The 24,955-nt window shown below is 52.6% G+C and carries 24 protein-coding genes; 15 read left to right on the plus strand and 9 right to left on the minus strand.

What is annotated here, in order from left to right; translation table 11 throughout:
- Positions 1–184, minus strand: a 184-nt coding sequence (locus tag EL29_RS22990) for a hypothetical protein (protein ID WP_207234765.1), incomplete at its 3' end; no start/stop codon positions are given.
- Between the two features lie 33 nt (positions 185–217).
- Here EL29_RS22990 and EL29_RS17985 point away from each other — a divergent pair.
- Positions 218–1,618 carry a multidrug transporter subunit MdtD gene (locus tag EL29_RS17985; RefSeq protein WP_013023912.1) on the plus strand — a complete coding sequence of 467 codons (1,401 nt, stop codon included), beginning with the start codon at positions 218–220 and terminating at the stop codon, positions 1,616–1,618.
- On the opposite strand, the gene rbsR is transcribed toward EL29_RS17985, so the two are convergent.
- The 7 genes from rbsR to EL29_RS18020 all read right to left on the minus strand — a co-directional run bounded on the left by rbsR (position 1,615) and on the right by EL29_RS18020 (position 7,992).
- A complete protein-coding gene (gene rbsR / locus EL29_RS17990; RefSeq protein ID WP_014604728.1) occupies positions 1,615–2,598 on the minus strand; it encodes a ribose operon transcriptional repressor RbsR in 984 nt (327 codons plus the stop codon). The genes EL29_RS17985 and rbsR overlap by 4 nt on opposite strands.
- 13 nt (positions 2,599–2,611) lie before the next feature.
- Positions 2,612–3,541 carry a ribokinase gene (rbsK, locus tag EL29_RS17995; protein WP_014594922.1) on the minus strand — a complete coding sequence of 310 codons (930 nt, stop codon included), beginning with the start codon at positions 3,539–3,541 and terminating at the stop codon, positions 2,612–2,614.
- Between the two features lie 61 nt (positions 3,542–3,602).
- Positions 3,603–4,478, minus strand: a complete 876-nt coding sequence (gene rbsB, locus EL29_RS18000; RefSeq protein WP_026020887.1) for a ribose ABC transporter substrate-binding protein RbsB — start codon at positions 4,476–4,478, stop codon at positions 3,603–3,605.
- 26 nt (positions 4,479–4,504) lie between these two features.
- A complete protein-coding gene (gene rbsC / locus EL29_RS18005) occupies positions 4,505–5,476 on the minus strand; it encodes a ribose ABC transporter permease (protein WP_013023916.1) in 972 nt (323 codons plus the stop codon).
- Positions 5,473–6,981 (minus strand): ribose ABC transporter ATP-binding protein RbsA, encoded by a 1,509-nt coding sequence (rbsA, locus tag EL29_RS18010; protein ID WP_013023917.1) that lies wholly within the window; start codon positions 6,979–6,981, stop codon positions 5,473–5,475. The genes rbsC and rbsA overlap by 4 nt, the downstream gene beginning before the upstream one ends.
- Before the next feature lie 7 nt (positions 6,982–6,988).
- The gene (gene rbsD / locus EL29_RS18015) at positions 6,989–7,408 is read right to left on the minus strand and encodes a D-ribose pyranase (RefSeq protein WP_014594925.1); all 420 of its coding nucleotides are present in this window, start codon (positions 7,406–7,408) and stop codon (positions 6,989–6,991) included.
- A gap of 182 nt (positions 7,409–7,590) precedes the next feature.
- A complete protein-coding gene (locus tag EL29_RS18020; protein WP_019104646.1) occupies positions 7,591–7,992 on the minus strand; it encodes a YgiW/YdeI family stress tolerance OB fold protein in 402 nt (133 codons plus the stop codon).
- A gap of 160 nt (positions 7,993–8,152) precedes the next feature.
- On the opposite strand from EL29_RS18020, the gene qseB reads away from it, so the two are divergent.
- Together qseB and qseC are read left to right on the plus strand one after the other, a co-directional pair.
- A complete protein-coding gene (gene qseB, locus EL29_RS18025) occupies positions 8,153–8,824 on the plus strand; it encodes a quorum sensing response regulator transcription factor QseB (protein WP_028716096.1) in 672 nt (223 codons plus the stop codon).
- Positions 8,812–10,152 carry a quorum sensing histidine kinase QseC gene (gene qseC / locus EL29_RS18030; protein WP_028716097.1) on the plus strand — a complete coding sequence of 447 codons (1,341 nt, stop codon included), beginning with the start codon at positions 8,812–8,814 and terminating at the stop codon, positions 10,150–10,152. The genes qseB and qseC overlap by 13 nt, the downstream gene beginning before the upstream one ends.
- A gap of 31 nt (positions 10,153–10,183) precedes the next feature.
- Here the strand turns inward: qseC and kup are convergent, their stop codons facing one another.
- Positions 10,184–12,052, minus strand: a complete 1,869-nt coding sequence (gene kup, locus EL29_RS18035; RefSeq protein WP_014332974.1) for a low affinity potassium transporter Kup — start codon at positions 12,050–12,052, stop codon at positions 10,184–10,186.
- Positions 12,053–12,322: 270 nt separating this feature from the next.
- Here kup and ravA point away from each other — a divergent pair, with 270 nt between their 5' ends.
- The 12 genes from ravA (at position 12,323) to atpH (ending at position 24,955) form a co-directional block, all read left to right on the plus strand.
- A complete protein-coding gene (gene ravA, locus EL29_RS18040; protein WP_028716098.1) occupies positions 12,323–13,819 on the plus strand; it encodes an ATPase RavA in 1,497 nt (498 codons plus the stop codon).
- A complete protein-coding gene (gene viaA / locus EL29_RS18045) occupies positions 13,816–15,276 on the plus strand; it encodes an ATPase RavA stimulator ViaA (RefSeq protein WP_014594929.1) in 1,461 nt (486 codons plus the stop codon). Before ravA ends, viaA begins: the two co-directional genes overlap by 4 nt.
- A 74-nt stretch (positions 15,277–15,350) precedes the next feature.
- Positions 15,351–17,489, plus strand: coding sequence for a 5-histidylcysteine sulfoxide synthase (gene ovoA, locus EL29_RS18050; protein WP_028716099.1), 2,139 nt, complete (start codon positions 15,351–15,353; stop codon positions 17,487–17,489).
- Between the two features lie 106 nt (positions 17,490–17,595).
- Positions 17,596–18,057: a transcriptional regulator AsnC gene (gene asnC / locus EL29_RS18055; protein WP_013023927.1), complete on the plus strand. Its 462-nt coding sequence runs from the start codon at positions 17,596–17,598 to the stop codon at positions 18,055–18,057.
- Between the two features lie 155 nt (positions 18,058–18,212).
- Positions 18,213–18,653, plus strand: coding sequence for an FMN-binding protein MioC (gene mioC / locus EL29_RS18060; protein WP_013023928.1), 441 nt, complete (start codon positions 18,213–18,215; stop codon positions 18,651–18,653).
- Positions 18,654–19,085: 432 nt separating this feature from the next.
- A complete protein-coding gene (gene mnmG, locus EL29_RS18065; RefSeq protein ID WP_014332971.1) occupies positions 19,086–20,975 on the plus strand; it encodes a tRNA uridine-5-carboxymethylaminomethyl(34) synthesis enzyme MnmG in 1,890 nt (629 codons plus the stop codon).
- A 47-nt stretch (positions 20,976–21,022) separates the two neighbouring features.
- Entirely contained in the window at positions 21,023–21,649 is a 627-nt protein-coding gene (rsmG, locus tag EL29_RS18070) for a 16S rRNA (guanine(527)-N(7))-methyltransferase RsmG (protein WP_014332970.1), read from the plus strand.
- A gap of 688 nt (positions 21,650–22,337) precedes the next feature.
- Positions 22,338–22,718: a F0F1 ATP synthase subunit I gene (atpI, locus tag EL29_RS18075; RefSeq protein WP_014332968.1), complete on the plus strand. Its 381-nt coding sequence runs from the start codon at positions 22,338–22,340 to the stop codon at positions 22,716–22,718.
- A gap of 8 nt (positions 22,719–22,726) precedes the next feature.
- A complete protein-coding gene (gene atpB / locus EL29_RS18080; protein WP_013023932.1) occupies positions 22,727–23,545 on the plus strand; it encodes a F0F1 ATP synthase subunit A in 819 nt (272 codons plus the stop codon).
- A 48-nt stretch (positions 23,546–23,593) separates the two neighbouring features.
- Positions 23,594–23,833: a F0F1 ATP synthase subunit C gene (atpE, locus tag EL29_RS18085; protein ID WP_003849523.1), complete on the plus strand. Its 240-nt coding sequence runs from the start codon at positions 23,594–23,596 to the stop codon at positions 23,831–23,833.
- Between the two features lie 103 nt (positions 23,834–23,936).
- Positions 23,937–24,407 carry a F0F1 ATP synthase subunit B gene (gene atpF, locus EL29_RS18090; protein WP_013023933.1) on the plus strand — a complete coding sequence of 157 codons (471 nt, stop codon included), beginning with the start codon at positions 23,937–23,939 and terminating at the stop codon, positions 24,405–24,407.
- Between the two features lie 14 nt (positions 24,408–24,421).
- On the plus strand, positions 24,422–24,955 hold the full coding sequence (atpH, locus tag EL29_RS18095) for a F0F1 ATP synthase subunit delta (protein WP_006121199.1): 534 nt from the start codon (positions 24,422–24,424) through the stop codon (positions 24,953–24,955).

Raw genomic sequence — 24,955 nt, forward strand, 5'->3', positions numbered from 1 at the left:
GAGGCGCATTATAGGGAGTTCTTTCTGAGTGACAAGCATTAATTATAAAAAAATGACTGAGCGGTTTATTTTTAAACGAACGAGGTAAAAAGCACCACTTCCTGCCTAAACAACGCACGGAAATCACCACGTAGTCTTTGAAAGAGGCGTATTGTGCATTTCTGCCAATGCTATTCTTCTTCATTATCTTTGCTGAAAACATTACGAAGGACGCTCAATGATTAAATCCGCGCGCAGTATGGCTGGTCTGCCATGGATTGCCGCTATGGCATTCTTTATGCAGTCACTGGATGCCACGATATTGAACACAGCCCTGCCCGCGATCGCCACCAGTCTTGACCGTTCCCCGCTTGCCATGCAGTCCGCCGTCATCAGCTACACCTTAACCGTTGCCATGCTTATCCCCGTCAGCGGCTGGCTTGCAGATCGTTACGGCACACGCAAAATCTTCATGATTGCCGTTTCGCTCTTTACCCTTGGCTCGTTAGCCTGCGCCTTGTCGCCTTCTTTATCTGTTCTGGTTACCTCCCGTGTCATTCAGGGCGTTGGTGGTGCCATGATGATGCCGGTAGCGCGCCTGGCACTCTTGCGCGCCTATCCGCGCAGTGAACTCTTACCCATCCTTAACTTTGTGACGATGCCGGGGTTAGTGGGGCCGATCCTGGGGCCGCTGTTGGGCGGTGTAATGGTGACGTATGCCACCTGGCACTGGATATTCCTGATTAACATCCCTATTGGCATACTGGGCATATTCTATGCGCGTAAATATATGCCTGACTTTACTACGCCTAAACGCCGCTTCGACTTTCTGGGCTTTTTACTCTTCGGCATCGGGTTGGTGATGATCTCCACCGGGATAGAGCTGTTTGGTGAGCGTATCGTCTCGCCCTGGATTGCGGCCGGGGTATTGTGTGGCGGTGTTGTGTTATTGCTTCTTTATATTGCGCACGCCCGACGTCACCCCTCTCCCCTTATTAATCTGCCAATGTTTAAGACCCGCACCTTCTCGGTAGGTATCATTGGCAACATCGCCTCGCGGCTTGGTACAGGCTGTGTGCCGTTTTTGATGCCGCTGATGCTTCAGGTGGGTTTCGGTTACTCGGCTATTCTGGCGGGATGCATGATGGCGCCCACGGCCGTAGGATCTATTCTGGCAAAACAAAGCGTGACGCAGCTGCTGCGCTGGTTTGGTTATCGCCGCTTGCTGGTCAGCATTACGGTGATTATCGGGTTCATGATTGCCAGCTTTTCACTGCAGTCACCTTCTGAAAGCATCGCATTATTATTGATACCGCTCTTTCTGCTGGGTATGGCGATGTCCACCCAGTTTACGGCGATGAATACTATTACGCTGGCTGATTTAGATGACGACAACGCCAGTGGCGGCAATAGCGTGCTAGCCGTGACACAACAACTGGCGATCAGTTTCGGTGTAGCGGTCAGCGCTGCTGTACTGCGTTTTTATCAGGAGTTTGATAGCACGACGGTAGAACAGTTCCATTCCACCTTCCTGACGATGGGCATCGTAACCGTGCTGTCGGCGCTAACATTTATGATGTTGCGCAATGGTGATGGACGTAACCTGATCAGCAATCGCGATAAAAAGAAAAAGGCTTAAACCGAGCCTCGCGGTACCAGCTCCGGCGTCAGTACCAGCGTTTGCTGGCTGACGTCGGGATTGCTCAGGCGGTGAATCAGCGTATCTATCGCCAGTTCGCCCAGTTCATCTTTAGGTTGATGAATAGTACTCAGCGGCGGTGACATATAGCGAGCCAGTTCAATATCGTCATATCCCATCACCGCCATATCCTGTGGAATCTGCAGTCCGGCCTGATGCAATGCGTGATAAACGCCAACCGCCATCGCGTCGTTGCTGGTAAAAACAGCATGCGGCGGCGTTTCCAGCGCCAGCAATTCAAACATTGCGTTGTAGCCGCCTGAAAACTCAAAGTCGCCACTGACAACATATTCTGGCGGAACATGCAGACCGCTTTTCTGCATCGCCTGGTAATAACCTTCCAGTCGCATGCGTGCAGGTGTTTTATCAAGCGGCCCAGAAATACAGGCAATACGCGAGTAGCCACTGTCAATTAGGTGCTGCGTGGCCAGCTCTCCCCCTAACAACGCGTTATCCTGAATAATATCGCCATGGCCTTCAAAAGGTGCCCAGTCCATCATCACCGTTGGGATAGAAGGATAACGATTAAGGATTTCGGCCGAAGGCAGATGACTCTCGGTACACATGATAAGCAAGCCATCAACGCGCTTTTGCAGCAGCGTTTCCAGGCTACGATTCATGCGCGCTTCGTCGCCAGCGGTATTACAAAGAATCAGACTGTATCCCCGCTCATAGCAACTGTCTTCCACCCCGCGCACGACTTCTGCATAAAAAGGGTTGCTACTGGCAGTCAGCAGCATGCCGATGGTATTGGTTTGGTTAAGCTTGAGGCTACGCGCTAATGCCGACGGCGCGTAGTTGAGTTCGCGGATCGCCTGTTCAATTTTTTCACGCACGCCGTCACTGACAAAACGGTTCTTGTTGATGACGTGTGAAACCGTTGAAGTTGAGACACCCGCCAGTCGGGCGACATCTTTCATCGTAGCCAAGCGCTTAACCCTGCTGCTGTAAAAAGTCGTCGATTTCCGCACGCCACGGTACAGAAGGCTGCGCACCTGAACGGGTTACCGCAATTGCCGCGGCGGCATGGGCAAAACGAACGGCATCATGCATGGCCTTACCTTCAAGGCGCGCAGTGATAAACGCACCGTTAAAGGTATCGCCAGCAGCAATGGTGTCGACCGCGTTGACCTCAAAGCCGGCAATACGTTGTCCCTTCCCATTTTCACTGAGCCAGACGCCACGGCGTCCCAGGGTAATCAAAACGGTAGCAATACCTTTTTCATGCAATGCGGCGGCGGCACGTGCTGCATCATCATCATTATTTACCGCAATACCGGTCAGAATTTCAGCTTCAGTTTCATTCGGCGTAATGATGTCGATAAGCGCTAACAAATCATCAGACAGTTTCGTTGCCGGAGCAGGATTTAAAATCACGCGGGTCTGATGCTGTCTGGCCAACGTCGCCGCAGCCAAAACGCTGTCCAGGGGCGATTCCAACTGCATCAGTAAGGCATCCGCCTGGGCAATGACCTGCTGGTGACGTTCAACATACTGCGGCGTCAATGCCGCGTTGGCGCCGGAATAGATGCCAATGTTATTTTCGCCTTCGCCATTCACGAAAATCATCGCCACACCCGTAGATTCACCCTCGACGGCTTCTACTGGATGCGTATCAATATTGTCCTGCGCGAGCTGCTGGCAAATACGTTCGCCAATGTCATCAGCGCCAACACAGGCTATAAAAGCGATATTCGCACCCGCACGACCCGCGGCAACCGCCTGATTCGCGCCTTTACCGCCAAACGCAATCTGGTATTTCTGCCCGATCACCGTTTCGCCAGGGCGGGGAAAATGAGCCAGATTAAGGATGTGGTCAGCATTAATGCTACCGAGAACGGCCAGTTTTGCGTTTTTGCTCATTGGAGGAGTCCGAAATAAGTGCGCCACCGACGGGTGGCGCAATGCCCTGCTTTTCTTTGATTTATTTGGTAACCAGTTTCAGATCGACCGGATTGACCGCCTGCACTTTTTCACCTTTCAGCACTTTATCAGCAGTCTGAACGCCGATCATGCCAATTTTCTCTGGCATCTGAGCCACGGTTGCGGCCAGCTTGCCACCTTCAACGGCTTTCACGCCATCAGGTGTGCCATCGAAACCGACGACCATCACATCGGTTTTGCCTGCAGTTTGCAGTGCACGCAGCGCGCCCAGTGCCATTTCGTCATTCTGTGCAAACACCGCCTGAACATCCGGGTGCGCCTGCAGCAGGTTCTGCATAACGTTCAAACCCTTGGTACGATCAAAGTCTGCCGGCTGGCTGGCCAGGATCTGGAATTTATGTGCGTCAGCAGCCTGTTTAAAACCTTCGCCACGTTCACGCGCAGCAGAGGTCCCTGCGATGCCTTCTAACTCGATCACTTTCGCGTTATCACCCAGTTTACGTGCGATGTAGTCACCCGCCATCTTGCCGCCAAAGCGGTTGTCAGATGCAACGTGACTGACTACCGTACCCTGTGCAGCTACGCGGTCCAGGGTGATCACCGGGATCTTCGCCTGGTTAGCCATTTTGATGGCGTTGCCGACAGCGTCAGAATCGGTCGGGTTAATCAACAGCACTTTCGTCCCGCGCACGGTTAAGTCCTGAACGTTAGCCAGTTCTTTTGCCGGGTTGTTCTGTGAATCCAGCACGACCAGGTTGTAGCCCAGTTTATCGGCTTCTTTCTGTGCGCCGTCTTTCAGTGAAACGAAGAACGGGTTGTTCAGCGTAGAGATAACTAAGGCAATGGTATCTTTAGCCATTGCGCTGGCGCTGAGCGTTGCACCAAGGATCACAGCTAATGCAGTTAACTTTTTCATCATTTTATCCTGTATTAAGGTCTGAGTTATTTGCTGCTTTTATTGTCCACCAGCACCGCCAGCAGAATGACTACCGCTTTTACGATCATCTGGTAATACGACGATACACCCATCAGATTTAAACCATTGTTCAAAAAGCCAAGGATTAATGCGCCAATTAAGGTGCCAACAATCCGGCCCTTACCTCCGGCCAGGCTGGTACCGCCTAATACAACGGCGGCAATCGCATCCAGTTCATAGCCTGTTCCGGCTGTCGGCTGCGCGGACGAAAGACGGGCGACTTCGATAGAACCCGCCAGCGCCGCCAGCATGCCAGACAGTGAATAAACAATGACTTTGACCCGATTGACGTTGATACCGGAGAGACGTGTTGCGGCTTCATTCCCCCCCAGTGCATAGATGTAGCGGCCCAACCGCGTGTGGTGCAGCATGTACCAGGCCGCCACGAACACCAGCACCATCAGCCATACGGGTGTAGGAATCCCCAACGGACGACCAATACCAAACCAGCCGAACAGATCGGCATTGTCATTAAAGCCGGTATTCACAGGGCTGCCGTTGGTATAAACCATGGTGACACCGCGCAGTAACAGCATCATCACCAGCGTGGCGATAAAAGCCTGCACCTTACCGCGCGCGACAATGGTACCGGTCACCGCGCCAATGGCTGCGCCCAGCGCCAGCGAGGCCGCAACCGCAACAAAGGCATTCACCTCCATTCCCACCAGCGATGCCGCCACCGCACCTGTGAGCGCCAGTAGCGATCCCACAGAGAGATCGATACCTGACGTCAGAATAACCAGCGTCATGCCCACCGCCATAATGGCGTTGACCGATGTCTGCTGCAAAATGTTGAACAGGTTTGCCACGGTAAAGAAATTAGGGCTCTGGCTGGCGACCACGGCAATCAACACAATCAGCGCAATCAGCGACTTTTGCTCAAGCAGCCAGGCTTTGCTGAACCAGCGACGGTTAGACGGAACGGTTTGGGTGGTCATACAACTAAATCCTCACTGTGTTGCTTACCAACGGCTGCGGCCATCAGGCTTTCCTGGGTAGCGTCTTCACGGGTAAATTCGCCGCTTAAACGGCCTTCATGCATCACGACAATACGGTCACTCATGCCCAGAACTTCTGGCATTTCCGACGACACCAAAATAATGCTCAGCCCTTCTGCCTTAAACTGGTTAATGAGCTGATAGATCTCTTTTTTTGCCCCCACGTCAACACCGCGCGTCGGTTCATCGAGAATCAACACGTTGGGGCGCGTCATTAATCCGCGGGCAATCGCGACTTTCTGTTGATTACCGCCGGATAGCAGGCCAATCGGCTGCTCCATTGACGGGGTTTTAACGTTAAACAGACGGATAAAATCGCTGACGGCGAGCTGCTCTTCAGCGTGCCTGAGCCTGCCGCCCAGGTGACTGAAGTAGCGCAGTGCGGTCAAAGACATGTTCTCTTTGACTGACATGCCCAGCACCAGGCCATCGCGCTTACGGTCTTCCGAGATATACACGATGCCATTGGCAAGGCCATCCTGCGGTGAGCGGGTCACCACTTCACGTCCACTCAGCCAGATCTGCCCGGCGCTGCGGGGCGCAGCACCGTAGAGGATTTTCATCAGTTCGGTGCGCCCAGCGCCCATCAGGCCAGACACGCCAAGAATTTCACCTTTGCGCAGGGTAAACGAGACGTTATCGACGCCAGGCCCGCTGAGGTTTTCGACTTTAAGGCGCACGTCGCCGGGCGCCTCGTCCAGATGGGGATATTGATCTTCCAGCTTACGACCCACCATCATCTCAATGAGGCTTTCTTCACTCAGATCGCTGACGGCACGCTCAGCAATAAACTGACCATCACGGAACACCGTGACATCATCGCAAATCTCAAAAATCTCTTTCATGCGATGGGAGATATAGACGATGCCGCATCCCTGTGCTTTGAGCTCGTTGATAACGCGGAATAACGACAGGGTTTCGGTATCGGTCAGCGCGTCGGTCGGCTCATCCATAATGATGACTTTCGACTCAAAGCTCAGCACTTTAGCGATCTCGACCATTTGCTGATCGCCGATGGATAAATCGCCCACCAGTTTGTGGCTGTTAAAACGTAAATTCAGGCGCTTTAGCAGCGCGTCAGCTTCGGCATACATCCGTTTCCAGTTGATGCAGCCCAGGCCATTAACGAATTCGCGGCCAAGAAAAATGTTTTCCGCGACGGTTAACTGGGGGATCAGGTTAAGTTCCTGATGGATAATACCAATGCCCGCTTCCTGAGAAGCCTTGGGTCCGCTGAACGTCGTTTCTTCACCCAGCCACAACAGTGAACCGGCATCACGACTGTAAATGCCGGTAAGCACTTTCATCATGGTCGATTTGCCCGCGCCGTTTTCCCCCACCAGCGCCATGACGCGTCCCGGCCAGACTGACAACGATGCGCCATTCAGTGCTTTGACGCCCGGAAATGATTTTTCGATGCCTTTAAGCTGCAGTAACGGTTGCATAATGGCCTCAGAAGGTCACACCTGCGCTCAGGATGACATTCGCAAACGGAGAACACTCTCCGCTGCGAATGACCGCCTGACTACGCTGTGTTTGTTGTTTGAACTGTTCGTGACTGATGTAGTGGATACTAATGGTATTTCCCTGGTGCTGTTGCAATGCGTCGAGCACGGCGATCAGTTCGCTGTGGAGCTGCGGATTATGCTGCTTAATTTCTTCCGCGATAAAGGCGCTTTCCACCTGCATCTCATGCGTTACCGCTTCAACCACCTGCATAAATCCTGGCGTACCCGGTATCAGTGCCAGATCGATACGCTGCGTTTCTGCCGGAATCGGCAACCCCGCATCGGCGATCGTCAATGTATCCGTATGGCCCAGGCGGGCGATGACGTAAGAGAGTTCAGCGTTTAACAGGCGACCTTTTTTCATTTTTCCACTCCAGAGCGAAACGTTTCGCTTTCAGGAGTGTATAAAATGAAGGTTACAATTCAACCACTGAATAAGAAATTTGTGATCGCTATCGAAACGTTTCGCTGTTGCAGACCAGAATTTGAGTTAGGGGGCAGTCAGAAGGGAAAAATGGACCGCCTGGGCGGTCCATTGGGGCAGAATCAGGGCAACTTTTTGACCTGCTTGACGTCCAGCTCGATGCTGTTGAAATCTTTGTCCAGTTCCCCGGTCAGTTCAACACGGTCTTTGGGTGAAACAGTCAGCCCATTCCAGCGCTTATGATCGATTTCTACTTTCATCGTGCCGGTCTGATCACGGAACACGTAGTCTTCGTCACCAATCTGCTTTTCAAGCTGGCCACGAACGGTAATCCAGCTATCATCTTTCATCTCTTCAGCCTGTTTCACCGTTACAACACTGCTTTGATCGGTTTTGAAACCGCCCTGCTGCTGATGTGCGGCCGGCGCTGGCGCATTTGGATCAACAAATCCGCCTTGTTGTGCAGCAAAGACCGGCGCGGAAGCCAGCATGGTTACGGCTAATAGTGCAGCATACTTTTTCATTTTGTCACCTCTTGTCCATGAAGCAGTTAGGGTAGTGACTGTAGTAAAACATAGAGTTCTTAACAGGATCTTAAGGCAAAAATAAACGCAGTTTTTAGCCAAACTCACTGTACAACCCCCATTCGCCTTCGTATAAATCGCTTACTAAAAGGGAGAAGCGATGCGAATTTTACTGATTGAAGACGACCGCCTGATTGGAGACGGCATTAAAGCGGGACTCAGTAAGCTGGGATTCAGCGTTGACTGGTTTGTCTCTGGCGAGGCCGGTTTTCAGGCATTAACGGCGGCGCCGTGGGATGCGGTCGTACTCGATTTATCACTGCCTGAGCGTGACGGGCTGGACATATTGCGTCAATGGCGTCAGCAGGGGCACGATGTCCCGGTTCTTATCCTTACCGCCCGCGATGCGCTTGATCAACGCGTTGAAGGATTACAGATGGGGGCTGACGATTACCTGTGCAAACCCTTTGCCCTTACAGAAGTTGCCGCACGCTTACAGGCACTGATTCGCCGCCGCCACGGGCAATTCCAGCCCGAACTGCGTCATGGCGATGTAGTGTTGATTCCCGGTAATCTCAGCGTGGAAAGAAACGGCGAAAATATCGCGTTAAAAAGCCGTGAGCTGGCCCTGCTTGAGCTGTTTATGCGAAATCCGGATCGGGTACTGACGCGAAGCCAGCTCGAAGAAAAGCTCTATACCTGGGATACCGAAGTGTCGAGCAATGCGGTAGAAGTGCATATCCATCATCTGCGTAAAAAACTCGGTAACCGCTTTATCCGCACCATCCACGGCGTGGGCTATACGCTGGGGGAAAGCGAATGCGATCGATGAGTTTGTTTTTACGCCTTGGCATTGGCCTGGTGCTGATACTGGGCATTTGTTGGGGAACGGCCACGCTCAGCGCCTGGTATAAAACACGTGACACCGTTAACGAGCTGTTTGATACGCAACAGATGCTGCTTGCTAAGCGCCTGCTGACCCTGGACTTCACGACGCTGAACGGCACGTCGCTGCCAAAAACGAAAAAGTTGCTGGATCACAATCGTGGCGAACAGGACGATGACGCGCTGGCTTTCGCGGTATTTGACCGGGAGGGAAAACAGGTCCTCAACGACGGTGATAATGGCAAAGATCTGCCCTTTAATGCGGATCATCAAGGTTTCCAGGATGGCCAGCTTAACGGGGATGACGATCTCTGGCGTTTTGTCTGGCTGACTACGCCCGATCAACGTTACCGCGTCGTGGTGGGTCAGGAATGGGAATACCGTGACGATATGGCAAAAGATCTGGTCGATGCCAGCATGTTGCCCTGGCTGATCTCATTACCTTTTATGCTGCTGATGTTAACGGGCCTGGTGTGGTATGAACTTCGTCCGCTGAAGAAACTCAGCCACCAGCTTGCCGGGCGGGCACCTGACGATGATGCGCCCTTGCAGGCCGATCGCGTTCCCAAAGAGGTAAGACCGTTAATTGACGCCCTGAACGGCCTGTTCAGCCGCATTCATACCATGATGCAGCGGGAACGCCGTTTTACGTCGGATGCCGCACACGAATTACGCAGCCCGCTCGCCGCACTGCGGGTGCAAAGCGAGGTCATTCAACTGGCCGCCGATGACGAGGCGATGCGCACTCACGCGCTGCAACAGCTGGATGCGGGTATTACCCGCGCCACTCGTCTGGTTGATCAGCTGCTTACCCTTTCCCGCATTGAAGCCGAGGATGTTCGCAATACGTTCCAGCCCGTCATGTTAAAAAAGGTGGCACAGGACACGCTGGCTTCACAGCTGCCACTGGCAGATAAGGCTGACATTACGTTGCGCCTTAACGCTGAAGCCGATCCGGTTATTTCTGGACACGCGTTGCTGCTGTCACTGCTGATCAGAAATCTGTTGGATAACGCTATCCGCTATACACCGCCGGGCAGCCGCGTTGACATCGTGCTCAGCCCGAATACGTTGCGGGTGGAGGATAACGGAAACAGTTTATCGGCAGCGGAGTTGCAGCGTTTAGGCGAACGTTTCTGGCGTCCGCCGGGGCAGGAGAAAAGCGGCAGTGGGCTGGGTTTATCGATCGTACGCAATATTGCCCAGTTGCACGGTATGTCGCTGCACTTCAGTCAACATCCCGGCGGCGGATTGTGTGTCACGCTGCACTGGTGAAACGCTGTGCCTGACAGGCAGGCACAGCCGTTTAAATCTCGACCTGCGTTCCCAGCTCGATGACCCGATTCGGCGGGATCTCAAACTGATCGGGCGCACGCAGCGCATTGCGTTGTAACGTCATAAACAGCTTGCCGCGCAGACGCAAATACCAGGGGCGTTTTCCAATGATCAGCGACTCATGGGACATAAAGAAAGAGGTCTCCATCATGCGGCAGTTAAGTCCTTCCAGGCCACAGCGGTGGAAAATCTCTTCAACGTTCGGCGTTTCACGCCAGCCGTAACTGGCTACCACGCGCCAGAAGGTGGGCGACAACTGCTCAATGGTGACGCGCCTGACGTTGTGTACGTATGGCGCATCTTCGGTACGCAGCGTTAACAGCACGACGCGCTCATGCAGCACCTTGTTATGCTTAAGGTTATGCAACATGGCAAAAGGAATCACGTTCAGCGCGCGAGACATGTAAACCGCAGTGCCGGGTACGCGAACAGGCGGTGACTTTTCCAGAGAAGCAATCATTGCTTCCAGGGAATTGCCGTGCTCATGCATGCGGCGCAGCAACCGAAAGCGTTCACTCTTCCAGGTTGTCATCACAATAAACATCATCAGCGCCAGCGTCAGGGGCAGCCAGCCGCCGGAGAAAATTTTAATCAGGTTGGCCGAGAACAGCGACACATCAATGCACAGCATCGCCACTAAAATCAGCCCCACCAGATAACGATTCCAGTGCCAGTTCAGTATCGCAACGGTCGCACACAGAATGGATGTCAGCACCATGGTGCCCGTGACCGCAATCCCGTAAGCCGCAGCCAGGTTACTCGAATGCTCAAAGCCGATGATGACAATCACGACAGAGAAATAAAGCAGCCAGTTAATCACGGGGATGTAGATCTGCCCCGACTCTTTTTCCGATGTATGGACGATGCGCATTGGCGGCAAATAACCCAGACGTACCGCCTGTCGGGTTAATGAGAAGACCCCGGAAATCACCGCCTGTGAAGCAATAACGGTGGCTAAGGTCGCCAGAATCAGCATGGGGATTAGCGCCCAGTCAGGGGCCAACAGGAAGAACGGGTTTTTAATCGCTTCCGGCTGCTTCAGTAACAGCGCGCCCTGACCGAAGTAGTTGAGCACCAGCGAAGGCAGCACCACCACAAACCATGCCAGCCGGATAGGGAATTTACCAAAGTGCCCCATGTCCGCATACAGCGCTTCGACGCCTGTAATTGCGAGCACCACCGCGCCGAGCGCAAAGAAGGAGACAGACTTGTATTCGACAAAAAAGTGCAGCGCCCAGTAAGGATTGAGCGCCTGCAATACTTCGGGATTATTGAGAATGCTGCGCGCACCCAACACGGCCAGGACAATAAACCACAACAGCATGACGGGCGCGAAGAGTTTACCCACGATGCCGGTCCCGTGTTTTTGAATGACAAACAACAGTGTCAGGACGGCGATGGCCATGGGCACGATGTAGCTATCGAGACTTGGCGCCGCAATTTCCAGACCTTCAATCGCCGACAGGACAGAAACCGCCGGGGTGATCACCACCTCGCCGTAGAAAAAACTGCCGCCAATCAGCCCCATAATCACCAGAATTGCGGTGGCTCGCCCGCCCGTATGTCGCCCCGCCAGGGACATCAGCGTCAAGATGCCGCCTTCTCCGGCATTGTCTGCGCGCATGACGTAGCTGATATATTTCAGCGATACCACCAGCACCAGCAGCCAGAAAATCAGCGAAAGAAAGCCAAAGACCGCATCCCGCTCCACGCCAAAGCCAAACTGCCCCGAAAGACATTCGCGTAAGGTATAAAGCGGGCTGGTGCCGATATCCCCGTAGACGACACCAATGGCAGCCAGCGTTAATCCGCCTAGTGAGTGCTTATTATCCGAGCTCATAAAATTATCTTTTGTTGGAGTCTGAGAGGCGCACAAGCCATCAAAAAGCGCACAGTATGCACGTATTCACAAAAATTCCTACACCGCCGTCCGGGTAACCGATGGTCATTCACTGTTTTTTGGTGCTGCATTAACATTTAAAGTCGCGGTGTCGAACCTTCTGAAACAAAAAAGCTGACATCGATTAACGCTTTCGCGCATCATACCCTATAGAGTATTGCGTTCGCTAAAACGCGGCGGCTCGACGATCGTAAGGACATTGATGTGATTATGGCTCAACCCCATCTTTTGGCAGAAAGAATTTCTCGTCTCAGCAATGCGTTAGAAAAAGGTTTGTATGAGCGACATCATGCCATTCGCCTTTGCCTGCTCGCCGCACTCAGCGGCGAAAGCGTATTTTTGCTGGGTCCGCCAGGCATAGCAAAAAGCCTGATTGCCCGTCGCCTGAAATGCGCCTTCCAGCATGCCCGCGCTTTCGAATATCTGATGACCCGCTTTTCTACCCCGGAAGAAGTCTTTGGTCCGCTGTCTATCCAGGCTTTAAAAGATGAAGGACGCTATCAGCGGCTGACCAAAGGCTATCTCCCCGATGCCGAAATCGTTTTTCTGGATGAGATCTGGAAAGCCGGCCCGGCAATCCTTAACACGCTGCTTACCGCCATCAACGAACGCCGTTTCCGAAATGGCGATAGCGAAGAAAAAATTCCGATGCGCCTGCTGGTCACGGCCTCCAATGAGTTGCCGGAAGCCGATAGCGGGCTCGAAGCCCTGTATGACCGCATGTTAATTCGCCTGTGGCTGGATAACGTGCATGAAAAGCAGAACTTCCGCAGCATGCTGACCCATCATCAGGATGAAAATGACAACCCGGTCGCCGAATCGCTGCGCATCAGCGACGAAGAGTATGTGCGATGGCAGCAAGGCATCAGCCAGGTCACCCTGCCCGATAACGTGTTTGAACTGATCTATCAGTTACGCCAGCAGCTGGAAAAGCTACCCGAGGCGCCTTACATCTCCGATCGCCGCTGGAAAAAGGCCATACATCTGTTGCAGGCCAGCGCCTTTTACAGTGGGCGAAACACCATTGCGCCACTGGATCTGATCTTATTGAAAGACTGTTTGTGGCATGACGTTGCATCCATGCAGCTTCTGGATCGTGAAATCGATCAGCTCATGACTCAACATGCCTGGCAACAGCAGGCGATGTTGCTCAGGTTGCAGCAACTGAAAGCCCGACGTCTGGCCCTGCAACAGCAGCAAAGCGTGGCTGCCGCCATTACGCTTGAGAAGCACAGCGGCATGTTCAGCCGTAAACCGCATTACGACATGCCCGAAAGCTTTACCGACGCGCAGTTAACGCTGATGCTGCAAAAGCCGCTCATGCTGCATGATATGCAGGTCACGCATCTGGTTATTGAGCGTGAAGCACTGAACCACTGGTTACAGAAAGGCGGCGATATTCGCGGCAAATTAAACGGTATTGGATTTGCTCAAACGGTGGATATGCTGGTGGATGCGCAGCATTGCCTGGCGGTTCGCGATGTCAGCTTACAAACGGCAAGACTGACACTGCCCGGCAGCAGCAGCAGTGAGGCGTTGCCGGAAGAAATCAGTGAAGCGCTGGATGAACTCGACAACCAGCTGCGTCAACAACGCCACCTGTTCAGTCAGCAACAGCGTTGCCTGTTTATCAGTGATGACTGGCTGGCTCGCGTCGAAACCAGCCTGCAGGACGTTGCGGAACAACTTAAACAGGCGCGTAAATGATCTCACTGGAGACGCTGAGTACCCTGCTGTCAATCGGCGAGACCGAGCTGATTGAAGAGTTAATTCTGGTACTCCTCGCGTCTCCACAGCTGGCCCTGTTCTTTGAAAAATTTCCCGGCATGAAAAAGGCGCTGTTACGGGATGTTCCTCGCTGGAAGGCAGAAATTGATGCCGAACTCAAAGCCACGCCGGTCCCGGAAGCACTGGCGGAAGAGTTTCAGTTATTCCAGCGTATTCAGTTACTCAGCGATCGTGAATTCAGCCAGCAGCTTGATGAAACCCTTTCTCACCTTGAACGCCTGGCATCCCCCTTCCAGGAAGAAGCAAAACGACTGCTTCTTCATAACGATCCCGGCCATCTCAGCACTGCCCAGCATACGCTGTTCCTGCAACGCTGGCGGCTCAGCCTTACGCTGCAAACGTTAACGCTTAATGAGCAACTTCTTGAGCAGCAGCGCGAACGTCTGATGGCGGAGTTACAGCAACGTATGGCCCTGAGCGGGCAACTGGCACCTGTGCTGGCAGACGATGACGAAGCGGCAGCCGGACGGTTATGGGATATGGGCAAAGCGCCGCTTCAGCATGGCGATTACCAGTTGATGCTGCAATACGGCGAGTTCCTTGCACAGCAGCCCGAATTAATGAAGCTGGCCCAGCAACTGGGGCGGAGTCGTGAGGCAAAATCGGTTCCCTCCCAGGATGCGCCGATGGAAGCCTTTCATCATCTGGTGCGCGAACCGGATGCCGTACCGGAAGAAGTCAGCGGTATTCATCAAAGTGATGACGTATTACGCTTGCTGCCACCTGAACTGGCAGCATTGAGCGTCAGCGAGCTTGAACTTGAGTTTTACCGCAGGCTGGTAGAGAAGCGACTGCTTACTTACAAACTTCAGGGCGATGCCTGGCATGAAAAAATCACTCAACGTCCCGTCAGCCACCAGCAGCATGAAGAACAGCCTCGTGGCCCGTTTATCGTTTGTGTCGATACCTCAGGGTCAATGGGAGGGTTCAATGAACGTTGTGCAAAAGCCTTTTGTCTGGCCCTTCTCAAAGTGGCACTGGCCGATCGCCGTCGCTGTTACATCATGTTATTCGCTCATGACGTAATTGGTTACGAATTAACGGGCGATGACGGGCTGGAGCAGGCCATCCGTTTTCTCAGCCAACGTTTTCGTGGCGGAACCGACCTCGCAGCCTGTCTTTCCGCGGTGGTCAAACGGATGGAAGGCCCGTTGTGGCAGGATGCCGATGCCGTCATCGTGTCAGACTTTATTGCGCAGCGCCTGCCGGAAGAGGTGGTACGCAGCGTTAAACATCGCCAGCAGCAACAGCAGCAGCGCTTCCACGCCGTCGCCATGTCCACGCACGGTAAACCCGGCATAATGCGCATCTTCGATCATATCTGGCGTTTCGATACCGGCTTAAAAAGCCGCATTTTACGTCACTGGCGGCGCTAAGCGAGACAGCAGAAATTCCATTTTGCTTTATAGTAAATATCTGCAATTACTTATTCAGCAATCAGGAGTGTCCTGTGAACACCGTTCAACCCCATCGCGATTTACCTGCGCCAACCCGGACGCTGATGCTCTCTGGCCAAAATGTCGAACAAAAACGTGCCGAGCTGCTGGCTTACTTTAGTCAGACATGGGCGCTGTACGAAGATCTCTTTACCTGCCTCAACGATCAGCGCGCATGGTTTACGAAAGCGATTCCCCTGCGCCATCCGCTGATCTTCTACTTTGGCCACACCGCCACGTTCTACATTAACAAGTTAATGGCTGGACGTTACATCGATGACCGCATTGACGATCGCATCGAAGCCATGCTGGCTATTGGCGTGGACGAAATGAGCTGGGATGATCTCAACGACAACCACTACGACTGGCCTTCTGTAGAAGCCGTTCGCGACTATCGCGGTAGCGTAAAAGCCTTAGTGACACAATTTATTCAGGAGATGCCGCTTGAACTGCCCATCACATGGGACAGCCCGGCTTGGGTGATCCTGATGGGGATTGAGCATGAACGAATTCACCTGGAAACCTCCAGCGTGCTGATCCGTCAGCTGCCGGTCGAATGGGTGAAACCTCAACCGCAGTGGCCAGCCTGCGCGGAAGCGCGCCGCGATCGTCAGTTGGTGCCCACCAACGCACTGGTCTCCCTGCCCGGTGGCCACATCACGCTTGGTAAAACCGATGATACCTATGGCTGGGACAACGAGTACGGTACTCAGCAGGTTGAGCTAAAGCCTTTCAAGGCCAGCAAAATGCTGGTCAGTAACGCAGAGTTTTATGAATTTGTGCAGGCTGGTGGCTATCAGGAATCCCGCTGGTGGGATGAAGAAGGCCTGGGCTGGCGCCAGTTTGCTCAGGCAGAAATGCCCACCTTCTGGGTGGGTAACGCTGCGATGCCCGATCAGCTGAAACTCCGACTGATGTGTGAAGAAGTACCCATGCCGTGGGACTGGCCAGCTGAGGTCAATCAGTTGGAGGCCGCGGCCTTCTGTCGCTGGAAAGCGGAAGAAACCGGTAAGTCAGTCCAGCTACCCTGTGAGGCGGAATGGTATCAACTGCGCGAACAGGTCGAAGGCGATCAGCCAGACTGGCAGCAGGCGCCAGGCAATATTAATCTGGCTTACTGGGCCTCTTCCTGCCCGGTCGATCGGTTCCCGCAGGGGGAGTTCTACGACATCGTGGGCAACGTCTGGCAATGGACAACCACCCCAACCAATGGCTTTGAAGGCTTTAAAGTCCATCCGCTCTATGACGATTTCTCAACGCCCACTTTTGACGGTAAGCACTCACTTATAAAAGGTGGAAGCTGGATTTCCACCGGCAATGAGGCGATCAAATCATCGCGTTATGCCTTCCGCCGTCACTTTTTTCAGCATGCGGGTTTTCGCTATGTGATTTCTTCCCACCAGGAAACCATGGCCTTAAACCCCTATGAAACCGACAACATGGTTTCTCAGTACCTCGATTTCCAGTATGGGCCTCGCTATTTCGGCGTCGATAACTATGCAGAAGCCTTGGTCAAACTGGCGCTGTCGCACAGCCAGAATCGGGGAGAGGCGCTGGATATTGGTTGCGCCACGGGCCGGGCAAGCTTCGAACTGGCCCGCCACTTTGAGCATGTCACCGGCATGGATTATTCGGCCCGTTTTATTGATGTGGCGCTCCAGCTCACCACTGGCGAAGATTTCCGCTACGTGGTGCCTGAAGAAGGCGATCTGGTGGAATACCGTCAGGTACGACTTAAGGACTTTGCTATCACCAATGAGCAGGCGAAGCGCATTCAGTTTGTTCAGGGCGATGCCTGTAACATGAAACCTCAGCCAGCACGTTACGATCTGGTCCTGGCCTCGAACCTGATCGATCGCCTGCGTCAGCCGGCACGTTTTCTTCAGGACGTCACGCCCATGTTGCGTTCTGGTGGGATCTTAGTGCTGTCGTCACCTTACACGTGGCTTGAAGCCTTTACCCCGAAGGAAAACTGGCTGGGCGGCGTACGTGAAAATGGAGAAGCCCTGACCACCCTGCAGGCACTGCAACGGTTGCTGGCCGCCGACTTTGAGCAGATAGGTTCACCACAGGATATGCCATTCGTCATCCGTGAAACGGCGCGTAAATTCCAGCATACGCTCGCGCAGGTCACTCTGTGGCGTAAACGTTAAGGCAACCGGCAGCGGCTTATGCCGCTGCCGGTGTGTTGCCAGTTACGTTATTTTGCTGCACATTCTCCTCAGTTCATTGAAGAAAAAAACGATAACGAGGACGATCATGCCCGAACATCTGCAACTGGATAACCTTGACCGGGGGATCCTGAATGCACTACTGGAAAATGCACGCACCGCGTATGCCGAACTGGCAAAACAGTTCAACGTCAGCCCGGGTACCATTCATGTCCGTGTCGAAAAAATGAAGCAGGCAGGCATTATTCTGGGAACGCGGGTTGAGATCGATCCCCGCCAGCTGGGCTTTGATGTCTGTTGTTTTATCGGCATTATTCTCAAAAGCGCCCGTGATTACCCGGCGGCGCTGAGTAAACTGGACGCGCTGGATGAAGTCGTTGAAGCCTGGTATACCACCGGGCATTACAGTATTTTTATTAAAGTCATGTGTCGATCTATCGATGCTCTCCAGCAGGTATTAATTAACAAGATCCAGACAATTGATGAAATCCAGTCAACAGAAACCCTGATCTCCCTGCAGAACCCCATCATGCGAACCATCAAGCCCTGATCTTTCCACCCGCTTGTGCACAATTTTATCCTTTAACGATCGGCCGCCTGACAACGGCTGTATCGCCCTTGTCAAAACTAATAACCTTGTTTTCCACAGGTGGATCACCGCTTGATCACAGCGTACAATGCTCACCTTGATCTCAGGAGAGCACGATGGCCGACATTACGTTAATCAGTGGCAGCACCTTAGGCAGCGCCGAATATGTTGCTGAACATCTCGAAGAAAAACTGCAGGAAGCGGGCTTCTCAACGCAGATGCTACATGGTCCTGAGCTTCATGATGTGCCCCTGCAGGGGATCTGGCTGGTCGTGAGTTCTACCCACGGAGCCGGAGAGTTGCCTGATAATCTGCAACCTTTTTATGACGCCATTGAGGAAAGCCGTCCCGATCTGTCAGCCGTGCGTTTTGGCGCAGTCGGCATCGGCAACCATGAATACGATCTGTTTTGTGGTGCGATACGCAATCTTGACGCTCTGTTAATTACCTGTGGCGCACAGCGCATCGGCGAAAGACTGGAAATTGATATTCTGCAACATGAGATCCCCGAAGATCCGGCTGAAGAGTGGGTGATGACCTGGAAAGACGCGATCTGAGCCGGTCAGGGATCGGGAAATCACGACGATCCCCAGCAGAAGATACTGTTTTTCCCCAGATCTGGTCTTTTATTTTGTGGATAACTACCCTGTTTAGTTGCGTATAACCGGTAGTTATCCAAAGAACAACTGGAGTTTACTTTATGAGCTGTGGATAAAGTCCTCTTTTGATCCCAGCTTATACGGATCAGGATCACCGATCATTAACAGGTAACGATCCTCTCTACTCACTTGTTTATCCTGTGCTTTTCGCAGATATCCACAAGAGATGGCGATCCTAATAAGAGATCTAACAGAAAGATCATACAAAGAATTAAGATCTTTTCTTTTAATACCTGTCGATCCCGCTGCTTTCACCTCAGCCATAATTTCAGTAGAATCCACGGCCCAGAGAGAACGATCTCTGACTATTCATCAACGAGGTACCACTTCATGTTTTATCAAGATCCTTTTGACGTCATCGTTATTGGTGGTGGTCATGCGGGCACGGAAGCTGCCATGGCAGCAGCCCGAATGGGTCAGCAAACCCTGTTACTGACCCATAACATCGATACGCTGGGACAAATGTCCTGCAACCCGGCCATCGGTGGCATCGGTAAGGGACATTTGGTAAAGGAAGTGGATGCCTTAGGCGGTTTGATGGCCGGTGCAATCGATCGGGCGGGTATTCAGTTTAGGATACTAAACGCAAGTAAAGGTCCTGCCGTAAGGGCGACCCGTGCTCAGGCGGACCGCGTACTCTATCGTCAGGCGGTACGTACTGCGCTGGAGAACCAGCCAAACCTGATGATCTTCCAGCAGGCCGTTGACGATCTTATCGTCGAGAACGATCGCGTTGTCGGTGCGGTAACCCAAATGGGCCTGAAATTTCGTGCCAAAACGGTCGTGCTTACCGTGGGTACCTTCCTCGACGGAAAAATTCATATCGGGCTGGATAACTACAGCGGAGGTCGTGCAGGCGATCCGCCGTCGATCCCTCTGGCAAAACGCCTGCGTGCTTTGCCACTGCGCGTTGACCGCCTGAAAACCGGTACACCGCCACGCATTGATGCACGCAGCATCGATTTTAGCGTACTTGCCCCGCAGCATGGCGATAACCCGATGCCGGTGTTCTCTTTCATGGGCAATGCCGGACAGCACCCACAGCAGGTGCCGTGCTGGATGACCTATACCAATGAAAAAACACATGATGTGATCCGTAATAACCTCGATCGTAGCCCCATGTATGCGGGGATCATCGAAGGGATCGGGCCACGTTATTGTCCATCGATCGAAGACAAAGTCATGCGCTTCGCCGATCGCAACTCGCATCAGATCTTCCTTGAGCCTGAAGGACTGACCAGCAATGAGATCTACCCCAACGGTATCTCAACCAGCCTGCCATTCGACGTACAGATGCAGATCGTTCGTTCAATGCAGGGCATGGAAAATGCGAAGATCGTGCGCCCGGGTTATGCCATTGAGTATGACTTCTTTGATCCACGCGATTTAAAACTCACGCTGGAAAGCAAATTTATCGACGGCCTGTTTTTTGCCGGGCAGATTAACGGCACCACAGGCTACGAAGAAGCGGCAGCACAGGGATTGCTGGCGGGGCTTAACGCCGCGCGTCAGTCTGCTGACAAAGAGGGCTGGGCACCGCGTCGCGATCAGGCTTACCTCGGGGTACTGGTCGACGATCTTTGCACTCTCGGCACTAAAGAACCTTACCGCATGTTTACCTCACGTGCCGAATATCGCCTGATGCTGCGTGAAGACAATGCAGATTTACGTTTAACGGAAACCGGGCGTGAACTCGGCCTGGTGGATGATGCGCGCTGGGCGCGCTTCAACCAGAAGCTTGAAGCGATCGAGCAGGAACGCCAGCGACTGCGCGATATCTGGGTGCACCCTAAGTCCGAACATGTTGAGGCGGTGAATACCATCACCAGCTCTCCATTAACGAAGGAAGCCAGTGCTGAAGATCTGTTACGCCGCCCTGAAATGACCTATCTGAAGCTGATGGCACTTGATGCTTTTGGCCCGGCTTTGGCGGATGAACAGGCTGCTGAACAGGTTGAGATCCAGGTAAAATACGAAGGCTATATTGCGCGTCAGCAGGAAGAGATCGATCGTCAGTTGCGTAATGAGAATACGCTGCTGCCAGCCACGCTTGATTATCGTCAGGTCAGTGGCCTTTCTAATGAAGTTATCGCCAAGCTTAACGATCATAAACCGGTTTCAATCGGCCAGGCATCACGCATCTCAGGCGTCACGCCTGCGGCCATCTCAATTTTACTGATTTACCTGAAAAAACAAGGTCTGCTGCGCAAAAGCGCCTGATCTGAACCGGGGCGGGATTTTCCGCCCCCGCTGACTGGACTGATGCTGTGATCAACAAACTCACTTCGCTGCTGCAAGCGGCCAAAATTTCCCTTTCCGATCAACAAAAACAGCAACTGGTGGCCTATGTAGGGCTACTGGATAAATGGAATAAAGCTTATAACCTGACTTCGGTGCGCGATCCTCAGCAGATGCTGGTTCGCCATATCCTCGACAGCATCGTGGTGGCGCCACATCTTCAGGGTTCACGTTTTATTGATGTCGGCACCGGGCCCGGTTTACCTGGCATTCCGCTGGCCATTGTGATGCCGGAGGCACATTTCACTTTGCTGGACAGCTTGGGTAAACGCGTACGTTTTTTACGGCAGGTGCAGCATGAACTGGGACTTACAAATATCGAGCCGGTCCAGAGCAGGGTCGAAGCCTTTCCTTCCGAACCGCCATTTGATGGGGTGATCAGCCGCGCCTTTGCGTCGCTGGAGGATATGGTGAGCTGGTGTCATCACTTACCCGCGGAAAATGGCCGTTTTTATGCGCTTAAAGGCGTGCGGCCGGATGAGGAAATCGCCAGCCTGCCTGCGGGCTATGCGCTGGACAAGGTGATTTCACTTCAGGTTCCCCAACTGGAAGGCGAACGTCATCTGGTTATCGTTGCCAGGAACAGTACGCCATAGCGCATTCAGGCACCGTAAAGCGTATCAACGCGCGGTGCCATGTAACCAAAGATGCGATGGTCTTTGGGTCATCTACTCTGCTTTTCCGGCTCACGTTGTTAAATCCTGACGCGGAAATTATCTGAAAAACTTTTTCACATTTAACTTTTATTTCACAAAGTTTTATCAAAATAATCACGAGTTTTTGGCGTTTTATCGGTGCGCACCGCGATTAATCATATTTAAGGCCACCCGCCTTTCGGCAAGAGTAATAGGCTTTTTACGATTCTGAAGGAGACTTCGATGTCAATAGACCATTTTCATCGGGAACAAAAAAACGTTACGGTATATTGCTTTTTAACTGATTGATAATAAGGTTTTTTATCCCTTATTTTGCGTTCGGATAATTGGGTCTTAATAAAACATAACGCGGTGCGAATGCTTATTATGTGATCTAAAGCACGCTTTAAAACTGAGTTGCTGCGGAACTTTTTACGGCTTTATCCGAAACGGGCTGCTCAGTATCTTTTGAAAAATAGTCATTCGGAAAGAAATTTAGATAATTGTTCACCTTTTCGTTACTTAACGATTGAAATCACAGGTACGGCCCGTATAATTTGCACGGCTTTTGCTACTTGACTCAAATGCACAAAGGCAGTCTTATACGACACGCGACATACCCCTAAAGGGGCAGGAGAGTATCAGCGTCATGTCAGTGTCTCTTTACAGTGTGAAATACGCCCGAACGGTGCTGGTGATTCAGCTAGTGACCATCGTCATCGTCGGTGCACTCTTTGCCCTGAAAGATGTCACCTGGGGCGGCTCTGCTCTTGCTGGCGGAATGGCAGCCTGGCTGCCAAACGTGTTGTTCTTGTTTATAGCCTGGCGCCTGCAAGGGCAAACTCCGGCTTCGGGGCGCGTCGCGTGGAGCTTCGCTTTGGGGGAAATAGCCAAAGTGTTCGCGACCATTATTTTGCTCATTGTGGCGTTGGGTGTATTCGATGCGGTCTTCTGGCCGGTCGGGATCACCTGGTTATCGGTGCTGGTCGTTCAGATGTTGGCACCGGCGGTAATTAACAACAAAGGGTAAGAGGCATCATGGCTGCAGGAGAAATCTCTACTCCGCAAGAGTACATTGGTCACCACCTGACTCATCTTCAGTTGGACCTGCGTACCTTCGAGTTAGTGAATGCTCACGACGCTCCCGCGACGTTCTGGGTATTAAATATCGATTCCATGTTTTTCTCTCTGGTGCTGGGAGTTATCTTCCTGGTGTTGTTCCGTAGCGTGGCGAAAAGCGTCACCAGCGGTGTGCCAGGGAAAATGCAGGCGGCTATCGAACTGGTTGTCGGTTTCGTTGATAGCAACGTGCGCGACATGTATCACGGTAAGAGCAAACTTATCGCCCCGCTGGCTCTGACGATTTTTGTCTGGGTCTTCTTGATGAACTTCATGGATCTGCTGCCAATCGATTTGCTGCCCTATATTGGTGAGCACTGGTTGGGGTTACCGGCGCTGCGCGTGGTACCTTCTGCAGACGTGAACATCACGCTATCCATGGCGTTGGGCGTATTTATTTTGATTCTGTTCTACAGCATCAAAATGAAAGGCATTGGCGGCTTCACGAAAGAGCTGACGCTGCAGCCTTTTAATCACCCGATCTTTATCCCCATCAACCTTATTCTGGAAGGTGTTAGCCTGCTGTCCAAACCGGTTTCACTCGGTCTGCGACTGTTCGGTAACATGTATGCGGGTGAACTGATCTTTATCCTTATTGCCGGTCTGTTGCCGTGGTGGTCACAGTGGATTCTGAATGTGCCTTGGGCCATTTTCCACATCCTGATCATTTCGCTACAGGCTTTCATCTTCATGGTCCTCACGATTGTCTATCTGTCGATGGCATCTGAAGAACATTGATTTTTTTCTCAACAATACGCGTTTAACTGAAACAAACTGGAGACTGTCATGGAAAACCTGAATATGGATCTGCTGTACATGGCTGCCGCTGTGATGATGGGCCTGGCGGCAATCGGTGCTGCGATCGGTATCGGCATCCTCGGAGGAAAATTCCTGGAAGGCGCTGCTCGTCAGCCTGACCTGATTCCTCTGCTGCGTACGCAGTTCTTTGTTGTAATGGGTCTGGTGGATGCAATCCCAATGATCGCTGTTGGTCTGGGCCTCTACGTGATGTTTGCTGTCGCCTAAAGCCCCTGTGTTCACTCCGTACCTGGTGCGAGAGTGAACGGATTCTGCCGTTTATCGTTGATAGCGGCAGAAAAGTTAAATACTTAATTAGAGGCATTGTGCTGTGAACATTAATGCAACAATCCTCGGCCAGGCCATCGCGTTCATCCTGTTTGTCGCGTTCTGCATGAAGTACGTATGGCCACCGATTATGGCTGCCATCGAAAAGCGCCAGAAAGAAATTGCTGAAGGCCTTGCTTCTGCTGAACGCGCGAAGAAAGATTTGGATCTCGCGCAGGCTAATGCGACCGACCAGCTGAAAAAAGCGAAAGAGGAAGCTCAGGTCATTATCGAGCAGGCGAACAAGCGTCGCACGCAGATTCTGGACGAAGCCAAGACTGAAGCTGATAACGAACGTACTCGCATTGTTGCACAAGCGCAGGCTGAAATTGACGCCGAACGCAAGCGTGCACGTGAAGAACTGCGTAAGCAAGTCGCGTTGCTGGCAATGGCTGGCGCCGAGAAGATCATCGAACGTTCCGTGGATGAAGCTGCTAACAGCGACATCGTTGATAAACTGGTCGCTGAACTGTAAGGAGGGAGGGGCTGATGTCTGATCTGATTACTGTAGCTCGCCCCTACGCCAAAGCAGCTTTTGACTTTGCTGTTGAGCATCAAAGTATTGAACGCTGGCAAAAGATGCTGGCGTTTGCCGCAGAAGTGGCTGCCAATGAACAGATGGCCGACCTGCTTTCAGGTGCATTAGCACCCGAAGCGCTGGCTGCCTCGTTTAATGCAGTCTGTGGTGATCAACTGGATGAACCCGCACAGAACCTGATTAAGGTGATGGCGGAAAACGGACGTTTGACAGCGCTTCCGGCTGTACTGGCGCAATTCATTCAACTGCGAGACGCTTATGAAGCGACTGCCGAAGTGGATGTTATTTCTGCCAGCACGCTGAGTGACGACCAGCTGACTAAAATCAGCGCCGCGATGGAAAAACGTCTGTCACGCAAAGTTAAGCTGAATTGCAAAATTGATAAGTCTGTGATGGCAGGCGTGATCATCCGTTCGGGTGATCTGGTTATTGATGGCAGCGTACGCGGCCGTCTTGACCGTCTGGCTGACGTCTTGCAGTCTTAA

Origin of the sequence: Pantoea ananatis LMG 2665 (genome assembly GCF_000710035.2) — a bacterium.
Lineage (GTDB): Bacteria > Pseudomonadota > Gammaproteobacteria > Enterobacterales > Enterobacteriaceae > Pantoea > Pantoea ananatis.